The organism is Heyndrickxia camelliae, assembly GCF_002844575.1.
GTDB lineage: Bacteria > Bacillota > Bacilli > Bacillales > Bacillaceae_C > Margalitia > Margalitia camelliae.
In genome coordinates, this window is sequence record NZ_PIQO01000020.1 from 22,389 (window position 1) to 39,671 (window position 17,283).

Sequence of the window (17,283 nt, forward strand, 5' to 3'; positions counted from 1 at the left end):
TGCATCATTTTTACTATAATAGTAACGCTTTCATATCTTCATATCAATGAAAAGGGCCTAAAACTTCTTAACTTTTATAGGGCTGACCATGAGGACGGCTAAAATGAATACAATCCATGTATTTGTATATAAAAAAACTTCCATACCTGCTACGATTAGACCAGCAAGAGTAATGGGAATGCCAATAAAATGTCCAACTGTCGGTTTTGCACTGAATCGTGCAAGTCTCAATGCTCCCATCGTCGGAAAAAGAATAAAAGCAAGTTGTGTAAAAAGAGAATGAGCGGTTATCGTGTGAAAAATAAGGGCAGGTGCTACACCAAAGCTCACGATATCTGCAAGTGAATCAAGTTCCACACCGAATTCACTATTTACCTTAAGTTTACGAGCTACCCTTCCATCAAATAAATCTAAAAAGGCAGCTAAAAAAATCACTAATGCCCCTTCTCTGATAAATCCTTCATTATTTAAAGTAATCGCACTAACTCCGCAAATTAAATTTCCAATGGTAAATAGGTTAGGAAGTGATCTTGATATAAATTGAAACAAAATGGTTCCACCTTTCACAACTTCGAATCTTACTGCTAGTGTTCTTTGAACTGCGAAAATGTATTCACTAAGGAATCATTCATGCCTACAACATTTATTTCTAGGAAAAATAAATTTGAATCTGTTGAGCCACAATAAAAAGAAAATGGTTTGGTTAAGGGGCCTTGGGATTTGAAAAAGAAGAAATTATTACGAAGGGAAAAAATCCTGTTCATCTTCAAAATGGCACTAGCTTCGGGGATCTCCTGGCAAATATGTGTTTGGACAGGTTCCAAATATCCTTATTTAGCACCTATTTCTGTTATTTTATGTCTGCAAACAACTATATTAAAATCCATTCGTTTCGCACTATCACGTATACTTGGAACCATTTTTGGTGTGATCTTCACCGTTATGTTGACTTCGGAATTGCCTTTAAAAGGTTGGACCATTGCCTTCATCCTTTTAATCAGTACAGGAATATCCCTTTTATTCGGTGTAAATATTACATCTATCCATCAGATAGCCTTATCCACTCTTTTAATTCTTGTGTTCGCACCAAAATTACAAGACTACGGATTATATAGGTTAATCGATACGGTAATTGGCATTATTGTTATATTGCTTATACATGCCTTTATCTTTCCTCCTAACTTCACAACAATTGCAGGTGAATCGTTACAGAATATAAAAAACATGTTAGTAAAGAAATTGGAGGGACTAGCTGTATGGTTAGAGAACGGAGCAACTAACAAAGATTATTTTATAGCTGAAATGGATGGAATGGTCTGGAGCAAGTTGCAAGACGCCTTTCAAGATATAAGCAAAGCAGAAAATAGTATGCGTTTTAATCCCTTTAGAAGTAAAAGCAGTCTAGAACTGAAACTTATTAAACAAAAGCTAACTATTTTAAGAAAAGAATATACAATTATTGAAAGGTTCTATGAGATTATTCTGCAGTGGAATGAAGAGAAAACAATGACAAAAGAGGAGATACAATATTGGTCTTCTACCTTTATATTTTTAGGGGATGCTTTAAAAAACTGGACGGCTGAAGAAACACTTCCTGTATTGGATAACTCCTCCATTTATCATGAACATCTTAAAATAGATGCAATGAGGTTCCTACAAATATTAAAAACATAGTAATACTCATTGCGTCACTGTAAATGTCAAAAAATAGTGCTCATTGTAAAATGAACACTATTTTAAATCTTTACGTACTTAATTAAACTTGTCAAACGCTAATTGCAATTGAACAAGAACTTGTTGTTTTCCTGTTCCTCCAAAACTGTCTCTTGCGTCTACTACATGTTTGGGTTGTAAAATAGTATAAATATCATCACTAAACATCGGACTAAATGATTTGTATTCTTCCATCGTCAAGTCTAATAAAAACTTTTGATGCTGTATGGCATATAAAACAATTTTCCCAATAATCTCATGGGCCTGACGAAAAGGAAGTCCTTTAGTCACTAAATAGTCAGCAATATCAGTGGCATTAGAAAAATCCTGTGAAACAGCTACATACATGTTATCACGGTTTACTTTCATTGTTTCTATCATCGGTGCTAATAAACTTAATGAGCCCTCTAATGTTTCTACGGTATCAAACATGCCTTCCTTATCCTCTTGCATATCCTTGTTATAAGCGAGTGGCAACCCTTTTAGAACGGTCAACAGTCCCATTAAATTGCCATAAACTCTTCCTGTTTTGCCGCGCAAAAGCTCTGGAACGTCCGGATTTTTCTTTTGAGGCATGATGCTAGATCCAGTACAAAATGAGTCATCAAGTTCAATAAATTGAAATTCCTGGCTGGACCAGAGAATCAATTCTTCTGAGAGTCTTGATATATGTGTCATTAAAATAGAAGCAATGGATAAAAATTCCAAAATAAAATCACGGTCACTAACTGCATCTAGGCTATTCGGATAGATTTGCTTAAATTGCAGTAGTTCTGCAGTACGTTCCCGTTTAATTGGAAAAGTGGTTCCTGCTAATGCTCCAGCCCCAAGGGGCAGCCAATTAATTCTTTTTAGACTGTCCCTTAATCTTTCTTTATCTCTTTCCAACATCCAGAAATACGCTAGCAGATGATGGGCAAAAAGAATAGGCTGCGCCCTTTGAAGATGTGTGTAACCTGGCATAATTGTTTCCACATTAGCTTCTGCTTGACCTAGAATGGATTTCTGAACCTCTTCCACCAATTTTATGATATCAACAGTTTTTCTTTTTAAATATATGTGCATATCTGTAGCCACTTGGTCATTACGGCTTCTCCCGGTGTGAAGCTTACCTGCCACTGGACCAATCTCATCATGCAACATTTTTTCGATATTCATATGAATATCTTCATGCTCGGTGGCGAACTCAACCTCACCGTTAACAATTTTCTTTTCAATTTTCTCTAGTCCTATTATGATGGCATCTGCATCTTCTAACGGAATGATACCACATTCGCCAAGCATTTGAACATGTGCCAGACTTCCTTCAATATCCTCCAAGGCAAGTTTCTGATCAAAATGGATGGATGCGGTAAATTCATCCACTAATTTGTTTGTTTCCTTTGTAAAACGTCCGCCCCATAGCTTTTCCATTTCGTTCCTCCTAGGTATAATTGTTTCACTTTATAGGATGAGGGACCGGACCCTCAATCCCATTTTTCGTATGGACCTCTGCATATACTTTTGTTGGTAATCCCCATAGTTTGATAAAGCCAACTGCAGCGTTATGATCAAATAAGTCGCCTTTTGAATAAGTCGCTAATTCCTCATTATATAAACTATTGTCAGATTTACGGCCGACGACTACATGATTTCCTTTATGAAGTTTAACACGAACTTTTCCCGTCACAGCTTTTTGTGTCTCATTCACAAATGCATCTAATGCAGATTTGATAGGTGAGTACCATAAACCTTCATAAAGAATTTTTGAAAAATGTTGATCAATTGTTGGTTTGAACTGTGTCACTTCTCTTGGCAATGTTAAAAATTCAAGTTCTTTATGAGCATTAATTAATACTAGCGCTGCAGGGTTCTCATATACTTCACGGGATTTAATACCAACAAGGCGATTTTCAATATGATCAATTCTGCCGATTCCGTGTTTTCCTGCGATTACATTTAATTGTTCTATTAAACTGACAAGATCTAACTTTTGATCATTTAGCGCAACTGGTTCACCGTTTACAAACGAGATTTCTAAATACTCTGGTTCATCTGGTGTTAATTCAATAGGATTCGTCCAATCGAAAGCTTCTTCCGGTGCCTCATTCCAAGGGTTTTCTAAAACACCTGCCTCACAAGCTCTTCCCCAAATATTTGCATCAATGGAAAACGGATTATCTAGATCAACAGGTATCGGAATCCCTTTTTCTTCTGCATAAGCAATTTCCTCATCGCGTGTCATTCCCCATTCACGAACGGGTGCCACTACTTTCAATGATGGATTAAGAGCTTGAATAGAAACTTCAAAACGTACTTGGTCATTCCCTTTTCCCGTACATCCGTGTGCGACGGCTACCGCTCCTTCCTGTTCTGCAACATCTACAAGAAGTTTGGAGATTAACGGCCGGCTTAATGCAGATGATAAAGGGTATTTTCCTTCATAAAGCGCATTTGCTTTTAATGCTGGCAATATATATTCTTTTGCAAGTAATTCCTTTGCATCAACCATAATTGCTTTAATGGCTCCAACATTTAATGCCTTTTGACGAATGGCTTCCAGATCTTTTCCTTCCCCGACATCAATACCAAGGGCAATAACATCATAATTATATTTTTCCTGCAGCCATTTTATGGATACAGAAGTATCTAATCCACCGGAATAAGCTAAGACAATTTTCTCCTTGCTCATTTTCATCTCTCCCTTACAATCTTTAACATGTATAAATATATAACAATATGAATTTTTATGCAACACGTTTAAAAAAATATACTATGATAATAGCAATTTCAAAATAGCTTTCTGGGCGTGGAGACGATTTTCAGCTTCATCAAAAACAACAGAATGAGACCCATCAATAATACTTGCGGATACTTCTTCGCCGCGATGTGCCGGCAAACAGTGCATAAAGATAAAATCTTTTTTTGCAAGTTTGCAATTTTCTTCATTCACTTGATATGGAGTAAATACTTTTATCCTTTCAGATGCTTCTTCCTCATTCCCCATGCTGGTCCAAACATCCGTAATGACCACATCTGCATCCTTTAGCATTTCAGCAAGGTTCTCACTTTTTTCTAATAATAGACCACTTGCGTTTGCATCCTTCATAGCTTTCAGATAAATTTGTTCATTCGGCTCATATCCTTTTGGGCATGCAATGGAAACATGCATTCCTACCTTTATGGCTCCTTCTATTAAGGAGTGACACATATTGTTATTGCCATCCCCAACATAACACATCTTCAGACCAGACAATTTCCCTTTCTTTTCTAAAATAGTTAAAAGGTCTGCTAATACTTGTGTCGGATGATGCAAATCAGTCAATCCATTAATAACTGGGACAGAAGCATGTTTGGCAAATTCCTCTACTACTTCATGTCTGTAAGTTCGAATCATTAGAGCATCCACGTATCTGGATAGGACCTTTGCTGTGTCGTGAATGGTTTCCCCTCTACCTAACTGGATATCTTTTGAATTCAAAAAGATTGCATTACCACCTAATTGAAGCATCCCTACTTCAAATGATACCCTAGTTCTAGTGGAGGACTTTTCAAAAATCATTCCCAATACCTTTCCTTTTAAATAAGGAATATTCTTACCAGCTTTGGTCATCTTTTTTAACTCTATTGATTCCTTTAATAGTCCATGAATTTCTTTACTCGAGAACTCTCCTAATGTTAAAAAATCCTTACGATCTATATTGTATTTTTCACCATTATTTATATTTATCGCTAAATTAGACATGTACCTCTCCCCTTTATTTATCAAGTACTAATATCCGCTGATAGTCGTTCAGTGCCTGGATGTGTTTTATTTTATCTTTTTGTAAAAAGGTCAAGACTGCAAATGTATCGACAGAAGTAAACAAAGGAATGTCATGAAGAATTGCTAACTCTCGCAACTGAAATCCTGTTGTATGCTTCCTTCCCCCAACCGTTGGGATAATAATAGCAGCTGCGATATGCTTTTCCTTTAACACAGTTTCCACTTCATCCCTGGTCTTGATTATTTGCATGACTGTCATTCCATTATCCTGTAAAAACTCTGCGGTACCAGTAGTAGCAATGATTTTTATTCCTTGATTGTACAAATTTTTAAATAACGGTAGCATCTTACTTTTTTCTCTATCAACAATAGAACAGAATATAATCGATTCCTTTTTAATAGGATTTTTCATTACTTTCCAACATGCCTCTGCAAATGTATTCCCTAACCCTAATACTTCTCCTGTAGAGCGCATTTCTGGTCCGATTACAGGATCTACATCCTTTAACTTACTAGAGGAAAAAATCGGTAATTTCACTGCAACAAGTTCAGGTTCTGCAGCAAGCCCCGTATGTTGAAGAGATTGCCCAAGTTGCACACGGATGGATTGTTCCACCATTGGAATTCCAGTTACCTTACTTAATATTGGTACAGTTCGGGATGCTCTTGGATTCACTTCTAATACATATACTTTTTCTTTGTGAATAACATATTGAATATTCGCTGATCCAATTATCTCTGCTTTACAACAAATTTTTCTTGCGTATTCTACTAAACATTTTATTTGAGCTTCCGTTAGGGTTTGCGGTGGATATACAGCAATGCTGTCCCCTGAATGGACACCCGCCTTCTCAATATGCTCAAAAATGCCTGGAATAAATATTTCATTTCCATCACTGATACAATCCAGCTCACATTCTAATCCAGGAATATATTGATCCACCATTAGGGGCCATGCGCGCTTATCTAAGTTCTGGAGGGAGAGAATATATTCCTCTAAATCCGCTTTTTTATAGATTATTCTCATATACTGTCCGCCGATTACATAAGAAGGGCGCACGAGTACGGGAAATCCCAACGCTTCTGCTGCTTCTAAAACCATCTCTTTATCGGAAGCTATCTCTCCTTTAATATGTGGAATATTTAAGTTTGATAATAATTGATAAAATAACCTTCTATCCTCTAATAGGTCTATCTTATCAATACTTGTTCCAAACAGTTTTACACCTTCCTTTGTTAAATCATTTGCTAAATTTATCGCTGTCTGCCCACCAAATTGGATAAATACCCCTTCTGCCTTTTCTTTTTCAATAATCGCAAGGATATCTTCCACTGTCGTTGGTTCGAAATATAAACGATCTGCTACGGAAAAATCCGTGCTTACTGTTTCCGGATTATTGTTTATCACAATAGTTCCAAATCCAAGCTTTTTCAAAGCCTTTACGGCATGAACAGATGCATAATCAAATTCAATTCCCTGCCCAATCCTAATTGGTCCGGAACCGATAATAATAGCTTTTTTACGATTTGTCGTTTCTACTTCATCGAAACCATTCCAAGTAGAATAGTAGTAAGGAGTTACAGCCTCAAATTCAGCGGCACATGTATCTACCTGTTTATAGACTGGTTTCAGATTCCATTTACTTCTTTTTGATCGAACATCCTGTTCTGTACATTGTAAAAGCTCGGATAAACGAACATCACTTATATTCATTTGTTTTGCTTTTTTCATTAGGGTAGATGATATGGTATCAATGGAATATTCTTTTAACACGGCTTCAAATTGAACCATTCCTTGCAACTTTTTTAAAAACCATTGATCAATAAGAGTTAATTGATGAATTTCATCGACTGTCATCCCGTTTCTCATTGCTTCTGCTATTGCAAATAACCTTACATCCGTTGCTTCTTCCATATGTTTTTTTAATTGGTCATTAGAAACACCAGTAAACATTCCATGGCTTAGACCAAAAAGCTTCATCTCTAAAGAACGTATTCCCTTATTTAAAGCACCTTCAAAAGTACGGTCAATAGCCATCGTTTCTCCTGTGGCCTTCATTTGTGTTCCTAATTTTCTATTACCGTCAAGGAACTTATCAAAAGGAAAACGTGGTAATTTCAAGACAATATAATCTAAAGCTGGTTCGAAGGCTGCAAATGTATTTCCCGTTACCGGATTTAGAATCTCGTCTAAATGATAGCCAATCGCACACTTTGTTGCGATTCTAGCAATCGGGTAGCCAGTTGCTTTTGACGCTAATGCAGATGATCTGCTTACCCGTGGATTTACTTCAATTACATAATATTGGTTCGAGATAGGATCTAAAGCAAATTGAATATTACAGCCACCTATGATTCCTAGCGCACGGATAATTTTTATAGATGCATTTCGAAGAATTTGGTATTGCTCATCCGATAATGTTTGGGAAGGAGCAACGACAATTGAATCTCCTGTATGAACCCCAACTGGATCTAGATTTTCCATATTGCACACGATAATACAAGTATCATTTGCATCCCTAATGACTTCATATTCAACTTCCTTCCAACCCTTAATGCTTTTTTCAATTAGCACTTGATGGATTGGGCTACTATTCAGGCCTTTTTGTAAAACGTTTTCCAACTCTTGATCATTGCTTGCAAAACCGCCACCGGCACCGCCAAGAGTGTAGGCGGGACGGATAATCAGCGGGTAACCAACCTCCTGGGAGAAATCCTTCCCTTCCTCGATCGTATGAATAATTTTTGACTGTGGTATTGGTTCCTGAATTTCCTCCATTAATCGTTTAAATTGATCACGATCCTCGCCTTTTTGAATCGATTCCACCGGAGTTCCTAATAGCTTAACATTATATTTCTCCAGAATTCGTTTTTCATAGAGCTGAACCGTTAGATTTAACCCTGTTTGCCCGCCTAACGTTCCAATCATACCTTGCGGCTTTTCCCTTTTTAAGATTTCTTCAATTGTTTCAATGGTCATTGGCTCAATATAAATTCTATCGGCAATCGATTCATCCGTCATAATAGTTGCAGGATTACTGTTCAATAATACAACCTCAATCCCTTCCTCTTTTAATGCCAAACAGGCTTGCGTCCCAGCATAATCAAATTCTGCGGCCTGCCCTATGACAATGGGGCCAGAACCAATGACCAGCACTTTTTTTATTTCTTTATTGTATGGCATATGACAAAACTCCCGTTGTTTCATTTAGAATTTGTATGAAATCATCAAAGATATGTTCCGTATCTTGAGGTCCTGGATGCGCTTCAGGGTGAAATTGAACGGTTTGAATCGGTAATGTAACGTGACTAAGACCTTCGACGGTGCCATCATTTACATGGCGATACGTGATGTTAAATAATTTTTCATCTATTGTGTCATCCTTTACAACATAACCATGATTTTGGGAGGTTATCATTACCTTCCCAGTCTTTAAATCTTTTACTGGATGATTAGCTCCCCTATGTCCATATGGCAGTTTTTTCGTTTGCGAACCATACGCTAAAGCAATTAATTGATGGCCTAAACAAATGCCAAGCGTCGGATAAGCAGCACTAATTTTTTTAATTTCCGGTAGCCATTTTTTTAATGCGATTGGATTCCCAGGACCATTGCTTAAAACAACACCAGCCGGGTTCATCTTTTCTATTTGCATAAAGGAAAAATGATAAGGAACAACTGACACTTTGCATTTTCGCTTTAACAAATAGGTCAATATAGACTTCTTACATCCAAAATCCATTAGAACAATATGCGGACCATCGTTTTCATAGGTCATTACGCTTTTGGTCGATACCTCCCCTATATAAAAGGGTTCCGATATTTTTGGGAAAAGGATATTTTTAGTTTTTGAAATAATACCTTTAATCGTACCGCGCTTGCGAATCGTTTTCACCAGTTCTCTTGTGTCCACACCTGTTAAAAACGGCAGCCCCTTTTTTTCGAGGATTTCCGCCACTGTGCTGTCTGATTTATAATGATTAGGCACTTCTGATATTTCACTCGTTACAATTCCTTTTGCATAATAATCATTACTTTCCTGATCAAATGAGTTCATTCCGTAATTACCAATTAACGGGTAGCAAAATACAATGATTTGACCGGCATAGGAGGGATCCGTCATTATTTCCTGATAACCAGTCATACTCGTATTAAACACAACTTCACCAATAATGTCCTCTGCTGTATGACCATATAACTGGCCGGGGAAAATTTCACCCGTTTCTAAGATGAGATATCCATTTTCCAATCTTATCTCTCCATTTTCAATAGAATTTTTTTGAAGCATTTAAGAAAAAGATCGATTTCTTCTTTAGTGACTGTTAAAGGAGGCAATAATCGAACGACGTTTTCTCCCGCTGTCAAAATCAGTATTCCTTCCTCTCTTGCTAACTGCACAATATTATTGGCATTCTCTATTACCAAACCAATTAACAGACCCTTTCCACGGACTTCTTTAATTTGAGGGCAGTGAGATTGCAGCTTTTCCAATTCTGATAAGATGTACTTACTCTGAATTTGACTATGTTGCAGAATATGATTTGCAAGAATATAGCGAACTGTTGTTAGTCCAGCCGTTGCAGCAAGAGGATTGCCACCAAAGGTGCTCCCATGTGTTCCAGGTCCAAATACTCTCGCTACATGTTCCTTTGCAAGCATAGCTCCAATGGGAAATCCCGATCCTAACCCTTTTGCCAATGTTATAATATCAGGTTCAAAATTATATTGTTCATAAGCAAATAGTGTCCCGGTTCTTCCTATTCCTGTTTGTACCTCATCAATAATTAGAAGAATATTTTGACTCTTACAGATAGTATCAAGTTTTTGTATCCATTCCTTATCAGCCGGTATTACTCCGCCTTCCCCTTGAACCAATTCAAGCATTACTGCTGCTGGTGTTCTGTTCTTAACATATTCCAATGATGAGAAATCATTATATGGAAGATAAGTAAAACCTTGCAATAAAGGTTCAAAACCATTTTGAATTTTCTCTTGACCCGTAGCGGAGAGAGTAGCCATCGTTCTTCCATGAAAGGATTGTTTAAAGGTAACAATTTCTGGTTCCTTCATATTATTAATTTGATTAGCATAAAGACGTGCTAATTTAATCGCAGCCTCGTTTGCCTCTGCTCCACTATTGCAGAAAAACGCCTCATCAAAACAACTATTCTCTACCAAAATATGTGCTAAGTCTTCTTGGACTTGTATTTGATACAGGTTCGAGCAATGCCATAATTGATCAAGCTGTTGAATAAGAGCATTTTTTACTGCCTCTGGTGTATGGCCGAGATTACATGTTGCTATTCCCGAAGTAAAGTCTAAATATTGGTTACCATTTTCATCCCATACGAAACTGCCATTTCCTTTTGCAATCGAAATCGGCGCCCGCTTATACGTACTCATCAATGAGGATGTTTTAAGCATCTACAAATTCCTCCTCCAAACGAACTAAAGTTCCAATCGGTTCATTCCTTACATATTTGATTAAATTATCTTCCTCCAACCCATTCATAATGACGACTTCCTTAACTCCCTGTTGGATACAAGCCACTGCTGCTTTCACCTTTGGTACCATTCCTCCATGAATGATGCCAGTATTGATATATCCATCTATTTCTTTTTTGGTAATCTTCGGAATTACGTTCCCTTCCTTCATAACACCTGGAACATCGGTAACCATGCAAATTGGTGCATGATAGGCTTTGGATAATGCTGCTGCTGCTTCATCTGCATTGATATTAAGCGGTTTATTTGTTTCGTCCACTGCCACTGGAGAAATAACTGGAATATAAGATTGACATAGCAATAAATCTAATAAACTATTATTCACTGAAACGATTTCTCCGACCAAACCCACCTTTTGATGGTCATCTACCAACTTTGCCTGCAATAACTTTCCATCGCACCCACTCAGCCCAATCCCCTTGGCACCTGCCGATAAAAGATTCCTAACTATTTGTTTATTGGCAGTACCTGAAAGCACCATTTCCACCACTTCTATTACAGATTCATTTGTTACTCGTAGGCCCTCGATAAATTTGGACTCAATCTGTAATTTTTCCAGCAGCGTTGTAACCTGAGGTCCCCCACCATGTACAATTATTGGATTTATATGAAATTCTGTTTTTAAAGCAGCTATATTTCTATAAAAAGAATCCGGCAACTTATCTGTTATGCTTCCTCCACATTTAATAATTAGATAACTCAACTAACATTCCCCCAACTTCATGTTCGGTATGATGCATTAATTTTGACATAATCATAGGATAAATCACAGCCCCATGCGGTTGCGCTTCCATGTCCTTCGCCTAAATCAACCAAGATCTGAATATTTTCCGATTGTAAATATTCCTTTGCAGTTTCTTCAGAAAACCCAGCAGGCAATCCATTTTCTACCACTTTGATATTGCCTATTGAAACGTTTAAAAGTTCTGGATTGACCGTAACACCGCTATAGCCAATTGCATTTACAATTCTTCCCCAGTTCGCATCCTCGCCAAAGATAGCTGCTTTTACTAAATTGGAACCAATAATCGATTTACTAATAATTTTTGCATCAATAGAAGATTTTGCGTTGGTTACATGTACTTCAATCAACTTAGTTGCTCCTTCACCGTCACGAGCAATTTGTTTTGCAAGAGATGTACAAATCATTTTTAATCCATCTAAAAAGATGGACCATTGAGGATGTGATTCGGATAATTCTTGATTGCCAGCTAATCCATTTGCCATCACTAGAACCATATCATTTGTACTTGTATCACCATCGACTGTAATCATGTTAAATGAATCATTCACTGTCATCTTTAAGGCTTGTTGTAACGAAGAAGGATTTACCTTTGCATCTGTTGTAATAAAACCTAGCATGGTAGCCATATTGGGATGAATCATTCCCGATCCCTTGGCAGTTCCGCCGATTGTAACATATCGGTCATCAATTAATAGGGAGACACAATCATTTTTCACAAATGTATCTGTCGTTAGAATCGCTTCACTAAAATCCTCTGCATGGTGAAGTCCCTCTGCTGCAGGAATTTGTGATATACCAATCTGGATTTTTTCCATTGGCAGTTGTTCTCCAATTACTCCAGTAGAACAAACAGCAACCTCATGTTCTTGAAAATCCATTTGATCTGCAAACCATTCCCTCATTAAAAAAGCATTCTTGATCCCAACTTCCCCCGTACACGCATTTGCATTTCCCGAATTGATAATTACCCCCTGCAAAAATGGAGAAGCAGCTAAACTTTCTTGTGTAACCTTTAATGGAGCAGCTTGAAACTGGTTCGTTGTATACACAGCAGCGGAAACTGCGGGTACCTGAGAGTAGAGCCAACCAAGATCCTTTCTTTTTCTCTTTAATCCACTATGCATTCCACCTGCATGAAAACCAATAGGTGATGCAATATGTCCATTTACTACTTTCATAAGACTTCCTTTCTCCAATTCTAATTGTCTACTATTCATCATTTCTTTCCCTCCTGAGGATTGCTAAAGTTGTTGCATTAAGGATAAATTGGAATGCCGGCTAATCCTGTCCTCTCATCCCAACCAGCTATAACATTTAAATTTTGTATTGCCTGACCTGCTGCTCCTTTTACTAAATTATCAATTACTGAAATGATAGTTAACCGACCAGTTCGCTCCTCTATATTTATCCCGATATCACAGTAATTGGTACTGTATACTTCCTTTGTAGACGGCCAATTGTCTTTCGGTCTAATGCGAATAAAACCATCGTCTTTATATGCCTCTCTGTAAAGTTCCAAGATCTCCTCTACATTCACTTTTTGCTTTAAATCAGCATATATCGTACACATAATTCCTCGTGTCATAGGAATTAAATGGGTTGTAAAAGTTACAGCAGCTGAAATACCCGTTATATTTTGTATTTCTTGCTCTATTTCTGGAATATGCTGATGTGTACCAAGTTTATAGGCGGTGACATTTTCATTTACTTCTGAGAATAAGTTTCCTACACTTGGTTTTCTTCCCGCTCCGGAAACACCAGATTTTCCATCAATGATAATTGAATTCATATCGATTACATTTGCCTTTAAAACTGGTGCCAGCCCAAGAAGTGTAGCAGTTGGATAGCACCCGGGATTAGCAATGAATTTCGAATTTTTTATTTCATTTCGATTTAATTCCGTTAATCCATAAGTAGATTTTTGCAAATCTTCTATATGAGCAGATTTATTTTTATACCATTTTTCGTATAAGCCTTCACTTTTCAATCGAAAATCTCCTGATAAATCTATACAAGTAATTTCAGACTCTAGAAGAGACGGCAACATCTCCTTCGAGACTCCGGATGGCGTAGCAAAAAATAAGACATCCAATTTACTTTGGATTTTATTTGGATTCCATTCCTCTAATGGCATTTCGATAATATTATGTAAATGTTTATATTGGTCTGTTAATACAGTGCCTTTTGTGGAATTGGATATGAGCATTTCAATTTCTACTTTTGGATGCTGGTGTAATAAACGAATAAGCTCGGCACCACCATATCCATTAGCACCAATAATACCAATCTTCAACTTTTTTCATCTCCTATAAAATGCAATGTTGTATTTTTGTATTATTATAAACACATAGGAATAATTATGCAACAACAAAAATAATAAATAGTGATATTTCACTATTTAATAACATAAACATGCACATACTTTGTATAAATATAAAAAAGCTACCACATATTAGTGATAGCTTTTTTCATAATTACCGATTGGTCTGCTTATTCTTAAATTGTTCATAACTATTTTGCAGTTCTTCAAGGCGGCGCTTTCCATCTTCACGGTTGCGAACATTTTCTTCTTCTATGGCCCGTGTTTCTTCTAAACCTTTCATGATGATGCTCCATGTCTCTTCAATTGTTTCAATTTTAATACTGGAACCTCCTGCAAGTCTTGTTATCTCCGTTGACTGTGCAGATATATTTTGTGCATTTCTTATAAGCATTTCATTTGTTCTTCTATCCAATTCACTCATAGAATCAGCCACTAATTTTTGACGTTTAGCAGCAATGGCATTAATTAATCCAGTTTTAAAAATCGGAATCGTAGTGACGAATGCGGAATTAATCTTTCCAATAAGTTTGGTATTTCCTCTTTGCAGCATTCTAATTTGCGGCGCTGATTGGAATGCTACTTGCTTCGCCATTTCCAAGTCGTATGCACGTTGCTCTAACAATTCAACTGCATTGCGAACGGTATCCAATTCCATTTGAGCAAGCTGATCCATATTGGCAGCACGGTTTTCTAATTGTGGAAGTACGTTATTTCTAATATCCTCGATTTTCAATTCCGCAGCAACTATATACTTTTCCAGCTCCATATAGTAATTAAAATTCTCTTCATATAACTGCTCTAATGTTAGAGTAGAATTTTTCATTTCGGTTTCATATTTTTTTATTTCCACATAAACCTTATCAATCTCACTTCCCATAGTTTGATACTTGGCCATGATTTTTTCGATAAATTTCTTCCCTTTTCCAAACATCTTAGAGAAAAGACCTTTATCCTCTACAAAATCCTTGCTGTCAAACTTGTCCATGATTTTACCAAGATGTTTTAACAACGCACTTGATTCTTCCATACTGCTAGATTTAATGGAATTCAACACTCTACCTGAAAAAGCTGAAATTTGATTGGCAGGTTCTTTCCCAAATTCCAACAAGGAAAGCTGATCTTTAGTATCAATTTGTTGGGCTAATTGAACAACTTCAGGATTATTAAGCAGTTGCATTTTCAAGTCATTTGGATTTTGCAATGCTTCCTCTTTTTTTTCTAGATTAAGAGTTTGTAATTCATTCACATTCACTGACATGCTATTTTCCCCTCTTTTTAAAATAATTTATGAATAAACTTTTTAATCAATATTCCTGGTTTATTACGGTGCTTTTCAAAATCCTCATTAAAACTAACTTCCTCTAGCCAATGAGCATCAAACAGGGAAGAATCTATAAATAATTCTATATCATTTTGACCGGTAGGATTATATAGTAGTATATCTATTCCCACTTCATTTAACAATAATAGAAGTGCTGCATCACTTCTTGCAAGCTGTCCGCAATTGCCATTATTATAAATCACGATTCTTGGAACGGTCTGTGAATAATCAAATTGTTGCAGCAATTTAATTATCGTCTCAGGAAGTTCCAATACTGCAGAAAACATATAAAGTTTTAATTGTTCCTCTGTTTCATGATCTAACTTGTTTAACAATGCTTTATCTACATATCTTGAAATCGCAGATGCAAGACCAAGCTGCAGTCCGTCAGGCATTTGCTTGTATCTCCACCAATTTGCTTTTAACATTTTCATAGGGTCCAGTTTGCCATCGGTTAATGCATTTTGATAATGATATAACGGATTTCCCTTTACTTCCTTTGCTATTGGAAATCGTGTATATAGACTTAACAAATCAAAATCGGTAATTTCCTGAATTCTGCTCCAATATTCCTTTTGATTCAACGAAATCCCTAATACCTTTGCAAAAATGCTGGGTATATAAACTGTTTCGTTTTTCACTTCAAAACTTGGTCTAATAAAAGCTTTTTCTCTCATAATTAGAAAAATTTCATCATACGTCGTTTTCAGAGTAATGGATTTCGGTTTATAGGAACGAAACTGCCATGGTTTGTATAATAATGAATTATCCGAATGAAGTACTCTTTCCATTTCCTGAGACGCCTTTTTGGCAACGGTAGATTTTCTGACCGGCTTTTCTTGTGGATACGGCATTAATGGCTTTGTAGACGGATATTTAAACTTACTTATAGTATCATCCTTGAAATCCACTAATACATCCTTTCCTTCAGGATGAATAATCAAAACATCAAAGCCTAGCAATATCAAAAAGTATAGAAAATAGCTCTGACTTTTAGTGGCATTTCCAAACCACAAAATTCTAGGGACTTCTTTCTCCATATCCATTTCTTTCACCCACGGATGGATATGATTCCATGACCATTTAACAGTATCTACAATCAATCTGCGAAAATCAGGATGCAATAAATCGGGATGGTTACTTTGAAATATCTGAAGCAATTCAATATATGCCGCCCTATAATGCCTGTACCATTCTCCTTTGTCTTTCAATGGAAGCAATCGCTCTCCTTCCATAAATGCAACAAAACGGTTGATAGACAATCCTTTTTGATCATGATGAATATTCATGATCCTTTGAATGGATTGGAATACTTCATTTGAAATAGACTTGTCTAACTCCTTATCCAAATGATGAATAGGAACATTGGATTCATGTACAAGTGAATACAAAAATTCCAGATATTCCTCTTCATCCAAAGGACAGCCCAAAATTTTGCCGGTTACTTGTATATATTTAACTTGGTCATCAGCGTTTACATACTGACCTCTTTCAGCTAAAGGAAGACCTAATAAATTCTTCCAATCCTGTTGTTCGAGATCAACCTTTATTGGGTGAATATTCACTCTAGGTCCATTCCTTCCTTTCAAAAATTCCTTCATCTTCATAAAAATTTTAGAAGTAGCTCTGAATAATACTTTTTATAAAGACGCATACTAATAAGAATATAGACTAATTTGGAGGTCTATTTGTATGTTTAAATACAAAATCAACCAGAAGATAACAGAAGAAGTTAAAGATTTGGTAAGTGAAATGTTTCTATTTAAAATTTTATTGTTTTTCGAGTTCATCGGGTTTTCCTTGTTATTTACTTTCATAACCGAAACATTCGTAAGGGCAAAACTCAACTTCTTACTTGTTTTTATCCCTTACCTTTCCATCGTTTTACTGCTTTACTGGATAACAAAAAGTATTAGATTGAAAAAGTAAA

14 protein-coding genes are annotated in these 17,283 nt (G+C 36.5%); 2 read left to right on the forward strand and 12 right to left on the reverse strand.

All coding sequences use genetic code 11. The annotated features are described in order from the left end of the window. Positions 1–57: 57 nt before the first annotated feature. Positions 58–549, reverse strand: a complete 492-nt coding sequence (gene pssA, locus CWO92_RS19910; protein WP_101355960.1) for a CDP-diacylglycerol--serine O-phosphatidyltransferase — start codon at positions 547–549, stop codon at positions 58–60. Positions 550–720: 171 nt separating this feature from the next. Between pssA and CWO92_RS19915 the strand changes: the two genes are divergently transcribed. After that, positions 721–1,674: an FUSC family protein gene (locus CWO92_RS19915; protein ID WP_101355961.1), complete on the forward strand. Its 954-nt coding sequence runs from the start codon at positions 721–723 to the stop codon at positions 1,672–1,674. Between the two features lie 78 nt (positions 1,675–1,752). Here the strand turns inward: CWO92_RS19915 and argH are convergent, their stop codons facing one another. The 11 genes from argH to CWO92_RS19970 all read right to left on the reverse strand — a co-directional run bounded on the left by argH (position 1,753) and on the right by CWO92_RS19970 (position 16,942). After that, positions 1,753–3,126 carry an argininosuccinate lyase gene (argH, locus tag CWO92_RS19920; RefSeq protein WP_101355962.1) on the reverse strand — a complete coding sequence of 458 codons (1,374 nt, stop codon included), beginning with the start codon at positions 3,124–3,126 and terminating at the stop codon, positions 1,753–1,755. A 25-nt stretch (positions 3,127–3,151) separates the two neighbouring features. Beyond that, positions 3,152–4,384 carry an argininosuccinate synthase gene (locus tag CWO92_RS19925; protein ID WP_101355963.1) on the reverse strand — a complete coding sequence of 411 codons (1,233 nt, stop codon included), beginning with the start codon at positions 4,382–4,384 and terminating at the stop codon, positions 3,152–3,154. Positions 4,385–4,465: 81 nt separating this feature from the next. After that, the gene (gene argF, locus CWO92_RS19930) at positions 4,466–5,437 is read right to left on the reverse strand and encodes an ornithine carbamoyltransferase (RefSeq protein ID WP_101355964.1); all 972 of its coding nucleotides are present in this window, start codon (positions 5,435–5,437) and stop codon (positions 4,466–4,468) included. A gap of 13 nt (positions 5,438–5,450) precedes the next feature. Then, positions 5,451–8,642, reverse strand: a complete 3,192-nt coding sequence (gene carB, locus CWO92_RS19935; protein WP_101355965.1) for a carbamoyl-phosphate synthase (glutamine-hydrolyzing) large subunit — start codon at positions 8,640–8,642, stop codon at positions 5,451–5,453. Further along, positions 8,629–9,708, reverse strand: a complete 1,080-nt coding sequence (locus CWO92_RS19940; RefSeq protein WP_101355966.1) for a carbamoyl phosphate synthase small subunit — start codon at positions 9,706–9,708, stop codon at positions 8,629–8,631. The genes carB and CWO92_RS19940 overlap by 14 nt, the downstream gene beginning before the upstream one ends. A 2-nt stretch (positions 9,709–9,710) precedes the next feature. Further along, a complete protein-coding gene (argD, locus tag CWO92_RS19945) occupies positions 9,711–10,883 on the reverse strand; it encodes an acetylornithine transaminase (RefSeq protein ID WP_101355967.1) in 1,173 nt (390 codons plus the stop codon). Further along, positions 10,876–11,667, reverse strand: coding sequence for an acetylglutamate kinase (argB, locus tag CWO92_RS19950; protein ID WP_101355968.1), 792 nt, complete (start codon positions 11,665–11,667; stop codon positions 10,876–10,878). Before argB ends, argD begins: the two co-directional genes overlap by 8 nt. 17 nt (positions 11,668–11,684) lie before the next feature. Next, positions 11,685–12,929: a bifunctional ornithine acetyltransferase/N-acetylglutamate synthase gene (gene argJ / locus CWO92_RS19955; RefSeq protein ID WP_302466788.1), complete on the reverse strand. Its 1,245-nt coding sequence runs from the start codon at positions 12,927–12,929 to the stop codon at positions 11,685–11,687. A gap of 35 nt (positions 12,930–12,964) precedes the next feature. Beyond that, the gene (gene argC, locus CWO92_RS19960; protein ID WP_101355969.1) at positions 12,965–14,002 is read right to left on the reverse strand and encodes an N-acetyl-gamma-glutamyl-phosphate reductase; all 1,038 of its coding nucleotides are present in this window, start codon (positions 14,000–14,002) and stop codon (positions 12,965–12,967) included. Between the two features lie 181 nt (positions 14,003–14,183). Then, positions 14,184–15,290 (reverse strand): toxic anion resistance protein, encoded by a 1,107-nt coding sequence (locus tag CWO92_RS19965; protein WP_101355970.1) that lies wholly within the window; start codon positions 15,288–15,290, stop codon positions 14,184–14,186. A 17-nt stretch (positions 15,291–15,307) separates the two neighbouring features. Next, a complete protein-coding gene (locus tag CWO92_RS19970; protein WP_165786732.1) occupies positions 15,308–16,942 on the reverse strand; it encodes a YceG family protein in 1,635 nt (544 codons plus the stop codon). A 103-nt stretch (positions 16,943–17,045) separates the two neighbouring features. On the opposite strand from CWO92_RS19970, the gene CWO92_RS19975 reads away from it, so the two are divergent. Then, positions 17,046–17,282, forward strand: a complete 237-nt coding sequence (locus CWO92_RS19975) for a hypothetical protein (protein WP_101355972.1) — start codon at positions 17,046–17,048, stop codon at positions 17,280–17,282. Position 17,283: the final 1 nt, after the last annotated feature.

What these genes read in the sequence shown, in the direction of transcription:
- argH (WP_101355962.1), bottom strand. Translation starts at nt 3,126, where the DNA reads ATGGAAAAGCTATGGGGCGGACGTTTTACAAAGGAAACAAACAAATTA.
- CWO92_RS19925 (WP_101355963.1), bottom strand. Translation starts at nt 4,384, where the DNA reads ATGAGCAAGGAGAAAATTGTCTTAGCTTATTCCGGTGGATTAGATACT.
- argF (WP_101355964.1), bottom strand. Translation starts at nt 5,437, where the DNA reads ATGTCTAATTTAGCGATAAATATAAATAATGGTGAAAAATACAATATA.
- carB (WP_101355965.1), bottom strand. Translation starts at nt 8,642, where the DNA reads ATGCCATACAATAAAGAAATAAAAAAAGTGCTGGTCATTGGTTCTGGC.
- argD (WP_101355967.1), bottom strand. Translation starts at nt 10,883, where the DNA reads ATGCTTAAAACATCCTCATTGATGAGTACGTATAAGCGGGCGCCGATT.
- argJ (WP_302466788.1), bottom strand. Translation starts at nt 12,929, where the DNA reads ATGATGAATAGTAGACAATTAGAATTGGAGAAAGGAAGTCTTATGAAA.
- CWO92_RS19965 (WP_101355970.1), bottom strand. Translation starts at nt 15,290, where the DNA reads ATGTCAGTGAATGTGAATGAATTACAAACTCTTAATCTAGAAAAAAAA.
- CWO92_RS19975 (WP_101355972.1), top strand. Translation starts at nt 17,046, where the DNA reads ATGTTTAAATACAAAATCAACCAGAAGATAACAGAAGAAGTTAAAGAT.